The 20,173-nt window shown below is 32.9% G+C and carries 21 protein-coding genes; 7 read left to right on the forward strand and 14 right to left on the reverse strand.

Features of this window, described 5'->3' with window-relative positions; translation table 11 throughout:
• Positions 1 to 6 precede the first annotated feature (6 nt).
• The 4 genes from rpaB to AMO19_RS02215 form a co-directional block, all read right to left on the reverse strand.
• Positions 7 to 753 (reverse strand): response regulator transcription factor RpaB, encoded by a 747-nt coding sequence (rpaB, locus tag AMO19_RS02200; protein ID WP_025934101.1) that lies wholly within the window; start codon positions 751 to 753, stop codon positions 7 to 9.
• Between the two features lie 180 nt (positions 754 to 933).
• On the reverse strand, positions 934 to 1,452 hold the full coding sequence (locus tag AMO19_RS02205) for a hypothetical protein (protein WP_075507221.1): 519 nt from the start codon (positions 1,450 to 1,452) through the stop codon (positions 934 to 936).
• Positions 1,452 to 2,201, reverse strand: a complete 750-nt coding sequence (gene mreC / locus AMO19_RS02210; RefSeq protein WP_075507159.1) for a rod shape-determining protein MreC — start codon at positions 2,199 to 2,201, stop codon at positions 1,452 to 1,454. Before mreC ends, AMO19_RS02205 begins: the two co-directional genes overlap by 1 nt.
• 4 nt (positions 2,202 to 2,205) lie before the next feature.
• A complete protein-coding gene (locus tag AMO19_RS02215) occupies positions 2,206 to 3,258 on the reverse strand; it encodes a rod shape-determining protein (RefSeq protein WP_011819234.1) in 1,053 nt (350 codons plus the stop codon).
• A gap of 137 nt (positions 3,259 to 3,395) precedes the next feature.
• Here AMO19_RS02215 and AMO19_RS02220 point away from each other — a divergent pair, with 137 nt between their 5' ends.
• Positions 3,396 to 3,767, forward strand: a complete 372-nt coding sequence (locus AMO19_RS02220; RefSeq protein ID WP_075507160.1) for a single-stranded DNA-binding protein — start codon at positions 3,396 to 3,398, stop codon at positions 3,765 to 3,767.
• Here the strand turns inward: AMO19_RS02220 and AMO19_RS02225 are convergent.
• Entirely contained in the window at positions 3,764 to 4,423 is a 660-nt protein-coding gene (locus AMO19_RS02225) for a DedA family protein (protein ID WP_075507161.1), read from the reverse strand. The genes AMO19_RS02220 and AMO19_RS02225 overlap by 4 nt on opposite strands.
• A 2-nt stretch (positions 4,424 to 4,425) precedes the next feature.
• Positions 4,426 to 5,844, reverse strand: a complete 1,419-nt coding sequence (ahcY, locus tag AMO19_RS02230; RefSeq protein WP_075507162.1) for an adenosylhomocysteinase — start codon at positions 5,842 to 5,844, stop codon at positions 4,426 to 4,428.
• Positions 5,845 to 5,895: 51 nt separating this feature from the next.
• On the opposite strand from ahcY, the gene tsaE reads away from it, so the two are divergent.
• On the forward strand, positions 5,896 to 6,333 hold the full coding sequence (tsaE, locus tag AMO19_RS02235) for a tRNA (adenosine(37)-N6)-threonylcarbamoyltransferase complex ATPase subunit type 1 TsaE (RefSeq protein ID WP_075507163.1): 438 nt from the start codon (positions 5,896 to 5,898) through the stop codon (positions 6,331 to 6,333).
• Here the strand turns inward: tsaE and AMO19_RS02240 are convergent.
• A complete protein-coding gene (locus AMO19_RS02240) occupies positions 6,291 to 7,289 on the reverse strand; it encodes a carbohydrate kinase family protein (protein WP_075507164.1) in 999 nt (332 codons plus the stop codon). The genes tsaE and AMO19_RS02240 overlap by 43 nt on opposite strands.
• 88 nt (positions 7,290 to 7,377) lie before the next feature.
• On the opposite strand from AMO19_RS02240, the gene AMO19_RS02245 reads away from it, so the two are divergent.
• The gene (locus AMO19_RS02245) at positions 7,378 to 8,292 is read left to right on the forward strand and encodes an alpha/beta fold hydrolase (protein WP_075507165.1); all 915 of its coding nucleotides are present in this window, start codon (positions 7,378 to 7,380) and stop codon (positions 8,290 to 8,292) included.
• Here the strand turns inward: AMO19_RS02245 and AMO19_RS02250 are convergent.
• From AMO19_RS02250 to gyrB, 6 genes are all read right to left on the reverse strand, one after another.
• Positions 8,277 to 9,278, reverse strand: coding sequence for an RpoD/SigA family RNA polymerase sigma factor (locus AMO19_RS02250; RefSeq protein ID WP_075507166.1), 1,002 nt, complete (start codon positions 9,276 to 9,278; stop codon positions 8,277 to 8,279). The two genes, AMO19_RS02245 and AMO19_RS02250, sit on opposite strands and share 16 nt — an antisense overlap.
• Positions 9,279 to 9,378: 100 nt before the next feature.
• Complete coding sequence (gene mgtE / locus AMO19_RS02255) at positions 9,379 to 10,785, reverse strand: magnesium transporter (protein ID WP_075507167.1); 1,407 nt, start codon at positions 10,783 to 10,785, stop codon at positions 9,379 to 9,381.
• Positions 10,786 to 10,828: 43 nt separating this feature from the next.
• Complete coding sequence (locus tag AMO19_RS08710; RefSeq protein WP_075507168.1) at positions 10,829 to 11,158, reverse strand: CrcB family protein; 330 nt, start codon at positions 11,156 to 11,158, stop codon at positions 10,829 to 10,831.
• Position 11,159: 1 nt separating this feature from the next.
• Positions 11,160 to 11,525, reverse strand: coding sequence for a fluoride efflux transporter FluC (locus AMO19_RS02265; protein ID WP_075507169.1), 366 nt, complete (start codon positions 11,523 to 11,525; stop codon positions 11,160 to 11,162).
• Between the two features lie 3 nt (positions 11,526 to 11,528).
• The gene (locus tag AMO19_RS02270; RefSeq protein ID WP_075507170.1) at positions 11,529 to 11,858 is read right to left on the reverse strand and encodes a hypothetical protein; all 330 of its coding nucleotides are present in this window, start codon (positions 11,856 to 11,858) and stop codon (positions 11,529 to 11,531) included.
• Positions 11,855 to 13,822 carry a DNA topoisomerase (ATP-hydrolyzing) subunit B gene (gyrB, locus tag AMO19_RS02275; RefSeq protein WP_075507171.1) on the reverse strand — a complete coding sequence of 656 codons (1,968 nt, stop codon included), beginning with the start codon at positions 13,820 to 13,822 and terminating at the stop codon, positions 11,855 to 11,857. Before gyrB ends, AMO19_RS02270 begins: the two co-directional genes overlap by 4 nt.
• 150 nt (positions 13,823 to 13,972) lie before the next feature.
• Between gyrB and miaA the strand changes: the two genes are divergently transcribed.
• The 4 genes from miaA to cysE all read left to right on the forward strand — a co-directional run bounded on the left by miaA (position 13,973) and on the right by cysE (position 17,303).
• A complete protein-coding gene (gene miaA, locus AMO19_RS02280; protein WP_075507172.1) occupies positions 13,973 to 14,872 on the forward strand; it encodes a tRNA (adenosine(37)-N6)-dimethylallyltransferase MiaA in 900 nt (299 codons plus the stop codon).
• 53 nt (positions 14,873 to 14,925) lie between these two features.
• Positions 14,926 to 15,498, forward strand: coding sequence for a translation initiation factor IF-3 (gene infC, locus AMO19_RS02285; protein ID WP_075507173.1), 573 nt, complete (start codon positions 14,926 to 14,928; stop codon positions 15,496 to 15,498).
• Positions 15,499 to 15,575: 77 nt separating this feature from the next.
• The gene (locus AMO19_RS02290; protein WP_075507174.1) at positions 15,576 to 16,562 is read left to right on the forward strand and encodes a GntR family transcriptional regulator; all 987 of its coding nucleotides are present in this window, start codon (positions 15,576 to 15,578) and stop codon (positions 16,560 to 16,562) included.
• Positions 16,563 to 16,568: 6 nt separating this feature from the next.
• Positions 16,569 to 17,303: a serine O-acetyltransferase gene (gene cysE, locus AMO19_RS02295; RefSeq protein ID WP_075507175.1), complete on the forward strand. Its 735-nt coding sequence runs from the start codon at positions 16,569 to 16,571 to the stop codon at positions 17,301 to 17,303.
• 8 nt (positions 17,304 to 17,311) lie between these two features.
• Here the strand turns inward: cysE and secA are convergent, their stop codons facing one another.
• On the reverse strand, positions 17,312 to 20,143 hold the full coding sequence (secA, locus tag AMO19_RS02300) for a preprotein translocase subunit SecA (protein WP_179850479.1): 2,832 nt from the start codon (positions 20,141 to 20,143) through the stop codon (positions 17,312 to 17,314).
• Positions 20,144 to 20,173: the final 30 nt, after the last annotated feature.

A 20,173-nucleotide genomic window follows, 5' to 3' on the forward strand; every position in this document is an offset into this window, starting at 1 on the left:
TCTGGCTCAACTTGCCAAAGATGTTGCTGTTTCACCAACTCTCTGAGATGCGTAACCAATTCCTCTAACTGTTAGTATTAATTCTGGATTTCTTGGATCTGGTTCTAATTTACCTCTTAATCTAGCTACATATACATCTACAACCCTTAAATCTGCTGCTCTTCGAGGAGGATAACCCCATAGCTGTTCTAAAATTTCTGCTCTCGGAACAACCTTTCCAGGCTCGTCAAACAATAATTCTAAAAGGCTAAATTCAGTATAAGTTAAGCTAATTCTATCTCCTGCTCTTGAAACTTGTCTGCGATTAGTATCAACAACTAAACTCCCAAATTTCATGACTCCTTTGCCTGAAGGAACTTCTTTAGTTTCCGTAACTGATACAGTTGGGCCCATTCTTCTCAAAATGGTAGCTATTCTAGCCTCTAACTCTTTTGGGCTAAATGGTTTAGATAAGTAATCATCAGCCCCTAAATCCAAACCGGCAACTCTTTCTGAAATAGCCTCTAGAGCTGTTAGAAATATTATTGGAACAACTGATTCAGCTCTAATTCTTCTACAAACTGCAAATCCATCCATTTTTGGAAGCATAACATCAAGAACTATCAAATCTGGGGAATCCCTTTGAAATGACTCAAGTGCTTCTTCGCCGTTAGTAGCTGAATAAACTTGATATCCTGCTAGTTGAAGCCTCGTAACTAATACCTTCAAAACTGCTGGTTCATCATCAACAACTAAAATTCTTGCTTTTGACATAGTTAAAAAAGATTTATAGATATTTCAAAGCAAAGAGCTATTGCATTGAATATTTATTCTAACAATTAAAAATATAACATTACGAACCCTCAAAGAGATATTCCTAAGGTTTACAAATATTTTAAATGATTTGAAAGAATATATAATTTTTTAAACACTTTTAAGTCTCAGGAAAATTTATTATTGTATTTTTCTTCTCGAAAATATAAACATTCTTAAAAGTTGGGAGCAAATAAAGGGAGCAAATAAACCTGTCAAAAAAACTTCCGCTAATATACTTTTAACACTGGGAATCAACATCAAAGAATAGCTATCTGAAAAATTTCTAAACAAAATTTGCAAAAAATAAAGACTCCCACATAAAAAACTTCCAAAAGAACAAATTAAACCATACCTAAAATGTCCTAACAAAATATCACTATGTAATTTAATTCTCCCAAACAAAAACCCACAAAAAATTAAACCTGGTATTTGAGTAAAACTCTCATTTAAAGTTAGAGAATCTAAAATGAGACCTAAAAACAAACCAAATATTAATCCATTGATTGATCCATAAATCATTGACCAAGGCAATAACCAAAATAATGGCCAATAGGGCTGAACACCTAAAAATCCAAGCCAATTCGGGTGCCATAAAAAAATAATTGGGATAAAAATAAAGCTTATTATGGATAATTTTTTTGAAAAAAATTTCTTCATTAAATATTTACTTTCAAAATTTGTACCCAATCAATTACATGAGGTTTTGCTAATAGTGAAATTTTTGCCGTTTTTTTTGATTGCAATGTCTCATCTATAGATTGGACAATACCAATAGGGATATTTGGAGGTAATAACGTACTAGCAGGAGATGATGATACAAAGTCTCCGACTTTAATATCAGCATCTTTTGAATAAAGTATTAGTCTAGGATAATCATCTCCTAAACCTACTAGTAATCCATTGATTTGAATTCTATCCACCCAAACGCCTAACTTACTTTCTGGAGAAGTTATTAAAGTTACCGACGAAGTAAATAAAGAAGTATTTTTTACTCTTCCTAATAATCCACCTGGACCAATCACAATATTACCAATTTCCACTCCATCCTTTGAACCTTTGTTTAAAATTATTTGTCTCCACCAACTACCTGTTTTTCTCGAAATAACAGCAGCTGAAATATGTTTATCATTTGATGATTCTTGAAGAGATAAGATCTGTCGCAACCTTGTATTATCTTTTCTAAGAAGATTTAACGTTATTAAATATTCTTGTTTAATACTCTCAAAAACAATTTCTTTTTGATTTGGACCAGGCCAAAAAGGTTTTGAAATAAAATAATAAAAATCTTTATAAAAAGCTCCTTTTGATATTCTTACAAAAACCAAAAATAAAAAAATCGCAAAAAATAGCCAATTTTTCTTTTTATGCCACCAACGACTAGTAGAAATTCGTCGGATATCTAACATAACATTAATCTCTTATGGCATTCCTTATAAATTCTGGAGTGTCAACAACTCTTTTAAGTTTTTTAAAATCATCCAACACCTCTCCACAACCATTCACTACGCAAAGCAGTGGGTTTTCTGCTATGTGAGTAAAAATTCCTGTTTCATCGCTCAATAAATCATTAATGCCTCTAACTAAAGCTCCACCACCGGCAAGCATAATCCCCCTATCAACTATGTCTGCAGCAAGTTCAGGAGGGGTTCGCTCCAAAGTTCTTTTTACGGCTTCAACTATTTTGCTAAGTGTTTCAGCCATGGCTTCTCTGATTTCTCCTGATGTCAAAGTGACTGACCTAGGTAGACCAGATAAAAGATGTAAACCTCTAACCTCTAAAGTAGTTTTATCAAAATCATCATCTGGAAATGCAGATCCAATTTTAATCTTGATATCTTCTGCAGTTCTCTCTCCAACAACTAAATTATGAACTTTTTTTAGATAGAGCGCTATAGACTCATTTATTTCATCGCCTGCTATTCTAACAGATTCACTCAAAACTGTTCCTCCTAAACTTAATACTGCAACCTCAGTAGTACCTCCACCAATATCAACAATCATTGTTCCAATTGGCTCAGTTACTGGTAATGATGCTCCTATTGCTGCGGCGACAGGCTCATCAATTAAATGAACTTCTCTAGCTCCCGCTAATCCAGCTTCTCTTACTGCTCTTCGTTCAACACTAGTAACTCCACTTGGAATACCAATCACTATTCTTGGGGCTACAATTCCCTTTCCTTCATTACATTTTTGAATAAATGTTTTTATCATTTGTTCTGCAGCATCAAAATCTGCAATAACCCCATCTCTTAGTGGTCTTACAGCTCTTATATTCCCAGGGGTCCTCCCAAGCATTAACTTTGCTTCTTTACCAACAGCTAATGGAATCCCTTCTTCTAAATCCATAGCTACCACAGAAGGCTCTTGTAAAACAACGCCTTTTCCTGATACGTGTATAAGAGTATTGGCGGTTCCCAAATCTATGCCAATATCTCGAGAAAATTTAAATCTGTTAAAAATCACAATAAGAATTTCTTTTTTTTAAATAATATATCTATTTTTTGATAAGCTCTCGGAATTCTGTCGTTTAGTTATGAATAGCACGTAAAACTTTGAGCAGAAACTGGAAATATGAGTAGTATTAAAAAAAAAAAAAAATTATGGAAATTAACACTATTAATCTTGTTGGCAGAGCAGGACGAGAACCAGATGTGAGATATTTTGAATCAGGGAGTATCGTAGCAAATTTCACAATTGCAGTTAACCGAAGAAGCAGAGATGAAGAGCCAGATTGGTTTAATTTAGAAATATGGGGCAAGCAAGCACAAATAGCCGCAGATTATGTGAAAAAAGGATCATTAATTGGAATTACAGGAAGCTTTAAAATTGATAGTTGGAAAGATAAAAATTCTGGCGAAGATAGATATAAACCAGTAGTTAGGGTAGATAAATTAAACTTACTAGGCTCACGAAAGGATTCTGATAATAACCAATATTCCAACAGCAATAACTCGAGTGAAATTCCTTTTTAGGCTCTATTTTTTTTAAGAAATCTTATAAGTATTCTTATAAAAAAATATAAAAAAATTAAAATTAAAATTGGCTTTACAACATATTTGATTTGATCTAAATAAGTTTGAATGATTGGATAATTTTCACCAAACAAATAACCTGAATAGGTGAGAAGTGCTACCCATATAAGGCTCCCAAATGTAGTCCAAAGCAAAAATTTTCTTAATGGCATAAGTTCTATACCAGCGGGAACTGAGATTAAAGTTCTTATACCTGGTACTAATCTTCCCCAAAAAACTAAAGAAACACCGTATTTATCAAACCACCTTTTACTTTTAATTAAATCACTAGAAGAAATACCCAGATATTTTCCTTTTTTATCTAGAAAATTTGAAAGTCTTTTTTCATTTACTAATCTACCTAAATAGTACCAAGGCAATGATCCCATAATAGTTCCAATTAATCCCCAAAAAACTAAAATATAGAAATTTAATTTTTGTTGATAAACAAAAAACCCTCCCAATGGCATTATTATTTCAGAGGGAATTGGAGGTATTATGTTTTCCAAAAACATAGCCAAACAAATAGTGAGGTATGCAATTGTCGAATTCTTTTCAACAGCCAAACTAATATAGTCGGGAATTGAAGTAAGAAAATTTACAAAAATTAAACTCAAACTTAGTATCTATAAAGCTCTGGTTTGTAAGGACCTTCAACAGAGACATTAATATAGTCAGCTTGTTCCTTAGTTAATTTTGTTAATTTTGCACCAATTTTATCAAGATGTAATCTAGCTACCATTTCATCTAAATGCTTTGGTAAAACATAAACCTCCTGAGCATATTTTTCTGACTTATTGAAAAGTTCGATTTGAGCTAATACTTGATTAGTAAAAGAATTACTCATAACAAAACTTGGATGCCCTGTGGCACAGCCTAAATTAACTAATCTACCTTCAGCTAAAAGAATTATTTTATTGCCACTTGGTAATGTTATGTGATCAACCTGCGGCTTAATATTTTCCCATGGATAATCTTTCAATGAAGCCACATCAATTTCATTATCGAAATGACCAATATTACAAACTATGGCCTCATCTTTCATCTTGACGAGATTCTCGTTTGTAATTACTTGATAGTTCCCAGTTGCTGTAACAAAGATATCTATATCTTCCACAACATCATCTAACGTAACAACGCTAAAACCTTCCATTGCCGCTTGAAGAGCACAAATTGGATCAACTTCAGCAACTTTTACAATTGCACCAAGTCCTCTTAGAGACTGGGCTGAACCTTTACCTACATCTCCAAAACCCATTACCAAAGCAACCTTCCCAGCAATCATCACATCAGTTGCTCGCTTTATACTATCTACTAAAGATTCGCGACACCCATATAAATTATCAAATTTGCTCTTAGTTACTGAATCGTTAACATTGATAGCAGGGAAAGGTAAAGCATTTTGCTTTTGCAGTTGATAAAGTCTTGCAACTCCAGTTGTCGTTTCTTCGGTGACACCAATGATATTACTTTTAATTCTAGAATAGAAGTCACTATCATTTTCTAATTTAGACTTAATAGAATTGAACAAAGCAATTTCCTCTTCATTACCGGGATTATCTAAAACAGACAAATCTTTTTCTGCTTTACTGCCGAGTATCAATAAACCAGTTGCATCCCCACCATCATCAAGAATCATATTTGGAGAGTCTGAACCCCAATCAAGAATGTAATGGGTATATTGCCAATATTCATCAAGTGTCTCACCTTTTTTTGCGTATACAGGAATTCCTTGATCTGCAATAGCCGCCGCCGCATGATCTTGAGTTGAAAAAATATTACATGAAGCCCATTTCACTTCTGCCCCAAGATCAACAAGAGTTTCTATTAAGACTGCAGTCTGAATAGTCATATGCAAACTTCCAGCTATTTTTGCACCTTTGAGTGGCTTTTCTGATTGATATTTATCTCTAAGTGCCATTAATCCAGGCATTTCCGTTTCAGCAATTTTAATTTCTTTACGGCCAAAATCTGATAAAGAGATATCAGCAATTACATAATTTGGTGTAGAGGTTTTAACTGAATTTGCGATAACCATATCTAGTAAATACTTTTTCTATTAAACTATAAATGATTTTTGTGTAATTTTGTGTTTGTTGAGAATTTAAACGAAACTTTAAATTTAGGGAAAAAACTCTCACACAAATTAAATCCCCAATCAATTGTTTTATTAGAGGGTCCAATTGGAGCTGGGAAAACTTCATTCGTACAAGGGATTGCTAAAGGATTATCAATCTCTGAGGACATTACAAGCCCTACATTTGCTTTATCACATCACTATAACTCCGGAAAAATTCCACTAATTCACCTTGATTTATACAGGTTAGGAAATGTTTCTTCAGCAAAAGAAGTGTTTTTTTCTGAAGAAGAAGAGGCAATACAAAGACAAGCTATTTTAGTTATTGAATGGCCAGAATTAATAGAACCAGTTATTAATAATTTCTGGAAAATAGAAATTAGTTACGCAAAAGATTATGGAAGAAACTACGAAATAAGAGATCCCAAAAATTTATTAACCTTTTCATAATTTGGCTGTTGCTCGATTGCGCCTTCACCAAGACAAGTTAATAATCCACAAACACCTGCGAACTTAATGCAATCTTCTATCTCTTGTTCATTTGAAGGATAACCAGAAGCAATTAATTTTGAAATAAAGCCGGCTAGAAAAGCATCGCCTGCGCCAGTTGTATCAACAATTTTTTGTGAATTAAGAGTTTCAGTAATTCCCTGCAAGCCATTGATATACCATTCAATGGGATTTTTCCCATCAGTTATTATTACATCTGGTCTATTAGACAATTGTTGAGATATTAACAAGGGATTTTCACTCTCAAAAAACAAAGTTGCTTCTTCTTTAGCAAGTTTTAAAACATTCGCATGATTTAAAAATTTCTTGATTAAATTAACTCTCTCGGCTTTACTAATTTCTGATGAAAAACTTGAGTAATCCCAAAAGACCTCTCTCCAATTCAAATCAATAACTATTTTGACTTCAAATTTTTTAGCCTGTTCTAAAAGAAAAAAAATAGTCTCTGCTGAAATTGGAGATGATAATAATATCGTTCCCATAACCAAATATTTTGTTTCTAAAAAAGATTTCTCCAAATTTGAAATTTTTTTTTCGATTAATTTCTTGCTTAGAACTTCGTCTGCATAGCGTGAATGAGAACTTTCCTCAAAACCTGAAAAAAAACGATCCCCATATTGATCTCTATTCACATTAACCACGCGAGTAGATGAATCGTTATCTACTTGCAAGAAATCTAAATTAACTTCCAATTCGTTAAATTGCGTAATAAATTTTTTTCCATAATCATCACTACCCAAACTTCCTATAAATGTTGCATCTATTTTTAATTTTCTTAATGCACAAGCAACATTAGCCGGCGCACCACCCAAAAAATCTGTAAATCCTTGATTTGAGTTATCTCTGATTCTGTCAATTAAAGCTTCTCCAATACATATTACCTTTTTTTTTTTCATAAAAATGAATGCTTCCTTAATTAAGAATAATTTATAAAAAACGAATATTTTTTTTTTGAATTAAAGTTTAATTAAAAGCATATTCATAGTGGCCTTAAATAAATCTAAAATTTGGAATTGGGAAAATTGGGAAATTTCTTGGTCTTTATCAAAAGAATCTACTTCTGAAAAAAATATTAAAATTTTATTAGTGCATGGATTTGGGGCATCAAAAAACCACTGGAGACATAATCAAGATTTTCTTGGTAAATTTTCTAATTGCTACGCAATAGATTTAATAGGATTTGGAAAAAGCAGTCAGCCTAGTGCTTTATTAAATTACGAACCTAAAAAAGAAAACTCAATCAAATATTCATTTGACTTATGGGGTAATCAAATATCAACATTTTGTAAAGAAGTAATACAAGCTCCTGTTTATTTGGTTGGGAATTCAATTGGTGGTGTTATTTCATTGAAAGCTGCTGAAATCCTAAAAGATAATTGTAAAGGTATCATTTTGATAGATTGTGCTCAAAGAGCTATGGATGATAAACGTTTAAAAAAAAGTGATATTTTAATGAATCTACTGAGACCCATCCTTAAAACGATAGTAAGGCAAAGAGTAATTAGTAATACACTTTTTACAAGAGCCGCTAATCCAAAAGTTATAAAGAAAATACTTGAACAAGCTTACCCTTCAGGAAAAAATATCGATAAAGAATTAATTGACATACTTTATCAACCCTCTCAAAGGAAAAATTCTAAAGAAGCTTTTCGTGGATTTATTAACTTATTTGATGACTATCTTGCTACTGACCTTTTCAATAAAGTTGATGCTCCAATCCAATTGATATGGGGCGAGGACGATCCTTGGGAATCTTTAAATGAAGCAAGAGAGTGGAAGAAACATTACAGGAATATCAAAAGATTAGATATTATTAATGGCGCTGGACATTGTCCTCACGATGAAGAACCTGAAAAAACAAATAACTTAATAAATGAATTTATTCAAGAAACAAAATAAGCTTCGACATTGTCACTAAGTCTTCTCAAACCTCTTAATCCATCTCTTTCTAGATTTCTTACTCGATCCCTACTTATCCCTAAAACCCTTCCGATACCTGTAAGAGACATTGGCTCATCACCATCCATTCCGTATCTCATTCTTAAAACTCTACATTGAAGATCGGGCAATTGATGTAAAAGAGAATGCAGATCACCTCTCATACAATCCATCTCTATTTGTTCGTCTGGCAAATCCTCACCCCCTGCCAATAAATCTAATAAAACAGTATCTTCACCATCACCAACTTTGGTTTCGAGACTTACTGGCTGACCAGCTTTGCACATTAAATCTTTAACGTCATCTTCTGGAAGCTCGACATATTTTGCAAGCTCACTTACAGTTGGAGTTCTAGACATTTCTTGGCTAAGCTCTCTTTGACCTTTTTTTAACTTATTCAACATTTCAGTTATGTGAATTGGTAGTCTTATCGCTCTACTTTTTTCAGCAATTGCTCTTGTGATACCTTGTCTAATCCACCAGTATGCATATGTTGAAAACTTATAACCTCGGGCTGGATCAAATTTTTCAACGCCTCTAACTAATCCTATAGTGCCCTCCTGAATTAAATCTAAAAGTTCCATATTTCTTTTTGTATATTTTTTTGCAACACTTACTACCAATCTTAAATTCGCTGCCACCATTCTTTCCTTGGCTCTCTGTCCAGCTCTCAATCTTTTTTTTATTATGGAGGTAGATAAATTTAATTTGGTCGATAACTCGTCAATACTAGGCTTATCTCCAGTTAATTCAATAATTTCTAATTCTGTTCTTTCAACTTCCATGTACTCTTGAACTTGTCTACCTAGAGTGATTTCTTGCTCATGAGATAGTAATGGCACTCTTCCTATGTCCCTTAAGTATGACCGTACAAGATCGACATCATTACTAGCTTTTATACTAGCGATTGACGCTAGTTTATTTTCACTTATTGTTTCAGATGACATGAATGTTGAATGACGTTTTGTAAACAATACCATTAAGAAATGTAAAGTTAAACAAAAAAATCCACATTTTTACAAAAATGAGAATAAATACCTAGTGAATTCAGGCTAATGATGAGTTTAAGAGCCATTTTGCTGTACTTAGATAAATAAATACACCAGCAATATCAGTAACGGTTGTAATGAAAGGGGAGGACATTAAGGCTGGATCCAATTTCATTCTGTCAAACAACAAAGGGAGGATCGCTCCTGTTGTAGCAGCTAAAGTTGTTATTGATATTAAACTTATTCCTACCGCTGAGGCAATCAAAGGCCCTTCTCCTTGCCACCAAGCGAAGGGAAATACTACAAGCATCATGAAAACACCTAAAAGAGCGCCTGTGATTGCCTCCTTAACTACTGCCTTAATAGCACCCAGAGACTTCAATTTTTGAGTACTCAAACCTCTAATAACAACCGTTGAACTTTGAGCACCAACATTTCCCCCAGTACCAATAAGTAATGGAATAAATGCAGCTAATAAGACTATTTCTTTTAATATTTGATCATTCATAGCTATAACTTTCGTCGTTAAACCATTTGCCAAAACCAAAATTAATAACCATAAAATTCTTCTTCGAGCAATCGTAAACAAACTACTTTGGAAATAATCATCTTCATCTCCTGGTTGCACTGCCCCCGCTGCGTAAATGTCTCTTGTTGCTTCTTGTTCTATAACATCAATTAAGTCATCAACAGTTACTATCCCAACCAGTCTTTTTTCTTTATCAACGACTGGAAGAGCTAAAAAATCATATCTTTGTATTGCTCTAGCAACCTCTTCTTGATTAGTATTGGTAGAAATATTGACTACATCTCTTGTCATAACATCACCAATTGGTTTAGAGGGATCAGCAGTTACAAGATCCCTTAAAGAGAGTATGCCAGTTAAATGTCTTTCTTTATCCGTCACATATAAACTATAAATAGTCTCAGTAAATGGGGCTCTTTTTCTAACTAAAGAAAGAGCATCAGCTGCTGTTTGCATCTCTTTAAGGTCTATAAATTCAGTTGTCATTAATCTTCCAGCAGTTTCAGGCTCATATCCAAGCAATTCAGCTGTTACTTTTCTTTCACCAGGACTAAGAGCAGACAAAAATTTTCGTACAACTTTTGCGGGTAATTCATCAAAGAGTTGAACCCTATCATCGGGAGACATTTTTTCAACAATTTCTAAAACCTCTCCTGAACGAAGTCTTTCTAATAAAGTTTGCTGAACAACTGGATCTAAATATTCATATACCTCAATTGCTTCATTTTTCTTTAATAATCGAAATGCTAATGCCTGCAATATTAGTGGAAGGCTTCCAATAGCATCTGCAATATCGACAGGTTGAGAAGGCTCTAAAAGTAATTTTGCCTCATCATAATTTCCTGCGATGAGCAATTCCTCAAGTTGAAAAGTAATTTTTTCTCTTGTACTTAAATCTGAAGATAACGATGTAACTGTTTCAAGATTATTTTCATTCATACATATAATCCCTTATCAAAGTAACAACACCATTATATGAAATCTAAGTCATTTTTCTACTTATCCAGTACCCGAAGAGCATTGTAAATAAATTTAAGATAATGATTAAATTAAAAAAAATTATAAATTTTATCCAATCCCCTTGGTTTAAAATTGTGTACAAAAAATATATAAATCCGCTAAAGGATGTAAAGCAAGAAAAAAAACCACTCACTAAAGTTTTTTCAATTGCATAACTTAATCTTTTACTAATAAAAAAACCTACTAAAAATGATCCAATTAGCGAAATAAAAAAATTATTATTTATAGTTAATCTTAAAAAAGTAGCTAGGTAAGCAGCCAAAAGAATGTAAATAAAATTATTTATTTTCACTTTAAAAAAACTGAATAAGAAAATAACCTAAATAAAAGAACATGAATGAAAAAATTATCACTTCAATATAGTGGAAAAATAATCTTAGGAATTTTCTCTTTTTAAATAATTCAAATAGTTGATATATAAATGAAGAAAATGTACTAAAACATCCTAAAAAACCACCATAAAATAAGACTAATATTTCGTTATTAAGAAAATTTAAAGCTACTAAAATTCCTAATAAAAAAGATGATAAAAAATTTACTATTGAAGTATTTTGAATATCAAAACCTATCCTTTTTTTAAAAATATTTTGTATGTATATTCTCAGTATTAATCCAAAAGTACTGCCGAGTAAAATTATACTTATTGAACTAAAATCCAAAATTTACATTTTTATCCAGCCTTTTAAAATCTTATTAGGATTATCTAAAAATTTATTAGAAGCTAATTCAACCCTAACCCAAGTTTCATTATTGCTTACTTTCCAATTACGTAATACTGATAAAGTTGTACCTACATCAAGAACTAATAACTCCTTAGCAAAAATTTCAGGACAAGAGTAAAGAGAAGTATTGGAACTCAATATAATTTCATTGGTATTGTGAGGTAACTTATTTTGATTTAAACTTTTTTGGATCCCACCAGCAGGTAGTGTAATTGGAGCTATTAATGCAAAAGTAATTAAACAAAAATTTTTGAGAACATTATTAATCATATATCTAAAGTTGCCATATCTAAGTTGCTACTATGAGTTTCAATAAATTCTCTTCTTGGTGCAACTTTATCTCCCATTAATATATTGAATATTCTGTCAGCTTCAAGTGCATCTTCGATTTCAACCCTTTTCATCATCCTAGTTTGGGGATTCATAGTTGTATCCCATAATTGTTTTGGCATCATCTCACCTAATCCCTTAAATCTTTGGATATTATAATTTGCATTTTCTCCAAAACCTTGAATTGTATCCTTTAATTGATTCTCGTTATAACAGTAATTATGATTTTTACCTCTTTCAACTTTATAAAGAGGAGGACAAGCAATGTATATAAAACCTTTCTCAACAAGTTCTCTTTGGTATCTGTAAAAAAATGTCAGCAATAAAGTTCTTATATGAGCACCGTCAACATCAGCATCTGTCATAATTACAACTCTATGGTATCTCAAAGAGCTCACGTCAAACTCCTCACCTTTTATTCCTAATCCTAGAGCTGTTATTAATGACTGTATTTCTGTGTTTTTATATATTTTAGTATCATCAGTTTTTTCAATATTAAGAATTTTACCCCTTAGAGGCAAAATAGCCTGAAAATTTCTATCTCGTCCTTGTTTGGCGGAGCCACCAGCTGAATCTCCTTCAACTATATAAATTTCTGATTCTGAGGGATCTCTAGAACTACAATCTGCTAATTTGCCCGGTAAGGTAGAACTTTCTAGAACACTTTTTCTTCTCACAAGTTCTCTAGCCCTTCTCGCAGCTTCTGCTGCATTAAATGATTGAATTGCTTTTTCAAGAATCAAGTCCAAAGTTCCAGGATTGAATTCCATATATTTTGTGAGAGCCTCTCCAATGAGAGAATCCACAATTCCTCGTACTTCAGTATTTCCTAATTTTGTTTTTGTTTGCCCTTCAAATTCGGGATCTGGAACTTTTACTGATAAAACAACAGTCAAACCCTCTCTAATATTTTCACCAGCTAAATTTTTTTCAATATCTTTTCTTTTGCCTCTCTTTTTTGCAAGATTATTGAAAGTCCTTGTCAGAACTGTTTTTAACCCTTCAATATGAGTTCCTCCATCAATAGTTCTAATATTGTTTGCAAATCCTAAAATGTTATCTGAATATACATCTGAACACCATTGCAAAGCTGCTTCTACATACACATTTTCTTTCTGTGAGTCAACATAAATTATTTCAGAATGAATAGAATCTTTTTCAGCATTCATGTATGCAACATATTCTTTAATACCTCCTTGATAAAAATAAATTTCTTCTTTAAAAGATCCATCTGATAATTGATTTCTTTCATCTCTAAAAACAATTTTTACTCCGCCATTAAGATAAGCTAGCTCTCTTAATCTAGATGAAAGAAGAGCATATTCAAATTCAATTCCTCCAGAAAAAATCGTTTTGTCGGGCTTAAAGCAAATAGTTGTTCCTTTCTTAGATGGTCTTTCAGTCTGCTTTTTAGTTTCCAATTCACCCTTTGATACGCCTTTTTCAAATCTTTGATTAAATTCGCTTCCATCCCTATAAACAGTAACATTAACCCATTCGCTCAGAGCATTAACTACAGATATTCCAACTCCATGCAAACCCCCTGAAACTTTATAACCACCACTTCCAAATTTACCTCCTGCATGAAGAACAGTTAGGACAGTTTCTAAGGCACTTTTCCCTGTTCTTGGATGAATATCTGTTGGAATACCTCGTCCATTATCAGAAATTAAAGCAGAACCATCTGCGCGAAGAATTATTTCTATATGATCACAATGTCCTGCAAGTGCTTCATCAACTGAATTATCAACTACCTCATATACTAAATGGTGTAATCCCCTAGGCCCTGTTGAACCTATATACATACCAGGGCGTTTACGAACTGGTTCTAACCCCTCTAAAACCTGTATCTGTTCAGCGCCATAATCATTTGAGATTTTATTAGATCTTTTGTCCTCACTCATTTAAGATAAAAAAAATATTAGACTTTTAAAATGTTATTTTTAAAAGGTCTTTCATTAAACTTACCACCGCAATAAGATGTAGGCTCGAAGTCAATGAAAAATTTAATCACTTTAATTATATAGCCAATATTTTTTTCTTCAGAAATTCATATGTCTTCGTCTCTACCTCATGTAATAATTTTAATTGGGCCTACGGCAAGTGGGAAAACAGAATTAGCAATTGAAATTGCAGAATATTTTAAAACTCATATACACAATGTCGATTCAAGGCAAATTTACAAGTCCATGGATATTGGAACAGCCAAGCCATCTAAAATCCAACAAAAAAAAATAAAACATTTTTTAATAGATATAGAGGAGCCAATCAATCAAATTAATGTAAAACAATTTCAAGAAATTGCCCAAAAATCTATTAAGGAAGAAATTAAACAAGATTATTTACCTTTTCTTGTTGGAGGAAGTGGGCTGTACATGAACTCAATCACAAAAGGATTTTTCGTGCCAGATGTCCCTCCTCAAAATAATTTAAGAAGACAATTAGAAGAAATTGGTCAAGAAAAATGTTGGGACCTTTTAAAAAATTGTGATCCATTATCAACAAAAAAAATCAATTTTGCAGACCACATTAGAACAATAAGAGCGTTAGAAGTCTTTTACGTAACAGGTAAACCTTTATCAACTCTAAAAGTTCAAAAACCGCCTAAGTGGAAAATCCTAGAGCTTGGATTAGATAGAGATAATTTAAAAGAAAGAATTTTTCAAAGAACTCAAAATATGTTTTTCTCTGGAATTATTGAAGAGACAAACCACCTTATCTCTAAATACGGATTTGATTTGCCAATATTAGAAACCATTGGTTATCGAGAAGCTCGGGATGTTTTACATAATCGTTCAACAATTGACAAAGCGATTGAGTTAACTGCGACAAAAACAATCCAATTTGCCAAAAGACAAAAAACTTGGTTTCGTAATAAAAATAATCCTCTTTGGCTTAATAACAAAAACCTGCTAAAAGATGCAATAATTAAAATAGAGTCTTTTTTAAGCTAACTTTATAAAAATAGATTTTGTTAATCATCCAATCAATTTCTTTATTAAACTGAATGCCCCCACGCCCACGCTTTGACCGACGAGCTCCAGTTAGAGAGCTACCAAATATAAATGAAAGAATAAAATACCCTCAATTGAGAGTCGTTGATTCAGATGGAAAACAATTAGGCGTCATAGACAGATTAAAAGCATTAGAAATAGCATCTCAAAGAGAACTTGATTTAGTTTTGGTAAGTGAAAAAGCAAATCCTCCTGTTTGTAGAATCATGGACTACGGTAAATATAAATTTGAACAAGAAAAGAAAGCTAAAGAAGCAAGAAAAAAATCTCATCAAACAGAAGTTAAAGAAGTAAAAATGAGGTATAAAATTGACAAGCATGATTATGACGTTCGGATTGGTCAAGCTACTAAATTTCTTAAATCGGGAGACAAGGTGAAATGCACTGTAATTTTTAGAGGAAGAGAAATTCAACACTCAAATTTAGCTGAGACACTTCTTTTAAGAATGGCTAATGATTTAGAAGAGCAATCAGAAGTTCAACAAAAACCCAAAAGAGAAGGGAGAAACATGATTATGTTTTTAAGCCCTCGCAAAACTCCTCTTATTAAAAAAGATGATGAGTGATAAATTGTTATTAAAAAGTATGACAAATGTTAAAGTGTCACTATATCAAAAATTAAATTAGTCAGGATTTTTCTAAAGTGAGATTCCATATTCAACAAGAAAGTGATATACCTGCATCTACTCAACTAAATAATCAAATTTGTTTTGCAATTGCAGCAAGACATTATCCACCAGGACACAGACTCCCAAGTACTAGGCAACTTGCAATGCAGACTGGTCTCCATCGGAATACCATAAGCAAAGTTTACAGACAACTGGAAATAGATGGAGTTGTTGAAGCAATAGCTGGATCAGGTATCTATGTCAGGGATAATATTACTAAAAGAGAATTTACAAAATCACTTTACTCAAAAGATAAAATAAGCAAGGCACCAGATCAAGAAGCAAAGACGGTAATTGATAAATTAATAAGTCTTGGATTCACTTTACAAGAGACAAGAGAGATATTGAATAATGAAATTGATTGGCGTATAAAGTGCGGATCAAGAATCATAGTTAGTACTCCTAGAGAAGATATTGGAGCTTCTATGTTAATAGCAGAAGACCTCTCTACAACAGTTAATGTACCTGTAGAGGTTGTTCCTATGGAAGAATTAGAAAAAGTTTTGAGTAATTCAAACAATGGTACGATTGTAACAAGCAGATATTTTTTACAGCCTCTAGAAAAAGTTGCTAAGCAACATGGGGTTCGTGCTATTGCAGTCGACTTAAGCGACTTTCAAAAAGAATTAAAAATTCTCAAGGAATTAAATGCAGGAAGTTGTGTAGGTATTGTTAGCATAAGCCCTGGCTTATTAAGAGCAGCCGAAATTATTATACACAGCATGCGAGGGAGTGAATTAATGCTTATGACGGCAATCTCAGACAATAGCAGTAGATTACTATCACTTTTAAAAGCATCGAACCATATAGTATGTGATGGTCCTAGTTTATCAGTTGTAGAGAACACACTATTAAAAAATCGTTCTCAGTTAATGAGATTACCTCAAATAATATGTGCTAAAAATTATTTAAGCAACGAAACGATAAATCAATTAAAAAAAGAAATAGGAGTTTTTAATTAGACTAAGATGCTTAGAACTTTTAAATCAGATATAGAAATTATCAGAGAGAGAGATCCAGCCGCAAGAGGAATAGTAGAGATATTTCTTTGCTACCCAGGCTTCCAATCAATAATTTTACATAGGTTTACCCATAAATTATGGCAACTAAAGATTCCTTTGATTCCCCGCTTACTTAGTCATCTAAATAGATTAGCGACAGGTATTGAAATCCATCCTGGGGCAAAAATTGGTAAACGGGTTTTCATAGATCATGGAATGGGCGTTGTAATTGGTGAAACTGCTGAGATAGGAAATAACTGTTTGCTTTATCAGGGAGTGACATTAGGCGGTACTGGTAAAAGCCATGGCAAAAGACATCCGACTTTAATGGAAAATGTTGTAGTAGGAGCGGGCGCCAAAGTTCTCGGATCAATCACAGTAGGATCTAATACCCGCATTGGAGCTGGCTCGGTTGTTGTTCGAAATGTAGAAGGGAACAGTACTGTGGTTGGGGTTCCTGGCAGAGTAGTACATCAAAGTGGTGTCAAAGTAAATCCGTTAGCTCACTCTGCTTTACCAGATGCAGAAGCTAATGTGATAAAAAATTTAATGGATAGGATAGATTCTCTTGAAAATGAAATTCTTAAATTACAAAAAACTCTACAATGTATAGCCAGCGCAGAATCTATTGATATTTCTAAACTCGGTGATTCTCAAAATCTTAAAGACAAAGAAATTATTGAATTTCTTGGAGATGATTAAATATTGATTTATTTTGATTCATTAACGTCAGTTTTAGGTTGAAACATAAACATTGAATAAATAACGTTCCGTCTCATATTAGTCATCATTTCGAGAAACATGTCATATCCCTCGTTTTTATATTCTATTAATGGATCTTTTTGACCATAACCCCTCAATCCTACTGATTCCCTCAATGAATCCATGGATTGAAGATGTTCGCGCCATAAATTATCAATTTGCTGCAAAATAAAAAATCTTTCAGCTTCTCTCATTAATCCTGGACGAATCTTTTCTATTTGTGTTTCCTTTAAGTCATAAGCTATTCGCAACTGCTCTTGAAGATAGTTTTTTAATTCTTCTATTGACAATGAATTAACATCATCAGATTTAAGATCATCTAATAAATATATAAATTCTTTGACTTTAGAAATTAATTGATCAATATTCCATTCTTCAGGAGGAAGATCAGGATTAATATAAGCATCAACAATTTCAATCATAGTCCTTTCTCCATATCCTATTACTTGTCTCTTTAAATCAATTCCTTTCAATACTCTAAGTCTTTCGCCATAAACTGCTTTTCTTTGATTGTTCATTACCTCGTCGTACTCAAAAACTTGTTTTCTAATATCGTAATAGTAGGTCTCAACTTTCTTTTGAGCACTTTCTAGAGACCTAGTAAGCATTCCTGACTCAATTGGCATATCTTCATCAACCCTAAAAGCATTCATTAGATTTGCTACTCTATCACCTCCAAAAATCCTTAATAAATTATCATCTAAAGATAAAAAGAATCTTGTACTTCCAAGATCACCTTGTCTTCCTGCTCTTCCTCGAAGTTGATTATCCACTCTTCTTGATTCATGTCTCTCAGTACCAATGACATGTAAACCACCAGCTTCTCTTACTTTTTCTTCTTCATGAATCAAAACTTTATCATATTCTTTTTTTACATCAGACAAAGCTTCTCTCAAAAGCTTTATCAAGTTATCATCCGTTGGTGCTTTTTCTGCAGCTGTAGCTATTCTGTCATCAAGTTCCAAGACAGAAAGTTGCCTATTTCCCCAATTTTTAACAAGTTCATCAGATAAAAGAGAGAGTTTCTTTTCAATTGCTTCATCTAGTTTGCAAGGAAAGAGACTTGCTGAAGAATTTGAAATGTTCTTTTTCAAATTTGAACCAGCTTTTGTAGAAAAACCACCCTTAGATTTTGAATTTCTTTGTTTAGGTATTGGTGGCTTATGCTCATTATCAGGTTTTACTAATAAAGGAATTAAAAGTTCTTTTAATTTAAGCCTTGCCATATAGTCACTATTACCACCAAGAATTATATCTGTTCCCCTTCCAGCCATATTAGTCGCAATAGTAACAGCACCTGCTCTTCCTGCCTGAGCAACAATTTCTGCCTCACGTTCAACATTCTCTGGCTTAGCATTTAACAAATTATGTGGGATTTTTTCTTCAGATAAAAGTGAACTTAATAATTCACTTTTTTCAACACTTGTTGTACCAACTAAAACAGGTCTACCCTCTCTATGAATTTGTGCAGTTTCTTTAGCAACGGCTTTCCATTTACCAATCTCTGTCTTAAATACTTGATCAGACCAATCTTGTCTCTTTCTTAATTGATTTGTCGGTATAACTGTTGATTCTAATTTATAAGTTTTTTCAAATTCAACCTCCTCAGTTTTTGCAGTTCCCGTCATTCCTGCTAAACCAGGATATAAAAGGAAAAAATTCTGATAAGTTATGGATGCTAATGTTTGAGTCTCAGGCTGAATTTTAAGACTCTCTTTCGCTTCTATTGCCTGATGTTGTCCATCACTCCAACGTCTTCCTGGCATTACCCTACCAGTAAATTCATCAACTATGACAGCCTCATCGTCCTTAATAATATAATTCACATCTTTAATAAATAATTCTTTAGCTTTTAAAGCATTAGTTATGTAATGCGCCCAAGGATCTTGAGGATTGTATAAATCATTAACTCCCAAATACTCTTCACATTTTGCGAAACCCTGATCAGTTAAGATACAACTTCTCTGTTTTTCATCAACTTCATAATCGCCTTCTGGATCAATACCATCTTTACTTAATTCTTTTGCTTTGACTAATGCGAGAGATAATTCTGCAGCCTTTTGATATTTTTCTTGTGGTCTTTCAACTTGGCCAGAAATGATTAGAGGCGTTCGTGCTTCATCAATTAATATTGAATCAACCTCATCAATTACGCAGTAATTAAATTTTCTTTGAACCACCTCACTAATATCGGTAGCCATATTATCTCTTAAATAATCAAATCCTAATTCTGAATTTGTGGCATAAGTTATATCACAATCATAATTTTTCTTTCTCTCAACTGGATTCATATCTTGCTGAATCAAACCAACGGATAAACCTAAGAAACGATGAACTTGTCCCATCCACTCTGCATCCCTTCTAGCTAAATAATCATTTACCGTAACAACATGAACACCTTTCCCCGTAAGAGCATTTAAATAACAAGGTAATGTTGCTACAAGAGTTTTTCCCTCTCCAGTCTTCATTTCAGCAATTTGACACTCATTTAAAACCATCCCGCCTATTAACTGAACATCAAAGTGTCTCATATCAAGAACACGTTTACTTGCTTCTCTTACGATTGCAAAGGCTTTAGGAAGAAATTCTTGCAGGAGTTCTTTTTGTTTTTTAAAATCTAATTCTGCTGAAATATTTGATTTAAGATTTTGGGTTTCTTTTCTAAGCTCATCATCAGTCAATTGAGAGATTTCTTCTTCTAAGAAATTTATCTCTTCCACTATTGGTTGATAGCGCTTTAACTTTCGTGTATTCGGATCTCCCAACAAAAGTTTTAGCATAAGTCAAAGCCCTTAAAAAATTCATCTTAT

The sequence above is a fragment of the Prochlorococcus marinus genome, assembly GCF_001180245.1.
In the GTDB taxonomy this organism is placed as follows: Bacteria; Cyanobacteriota; Cyanobacteriia; order PCC-6307; family Cyanobiaceae; genus Prochlorococcus_A; species Prochlorococcus_A marinus_F.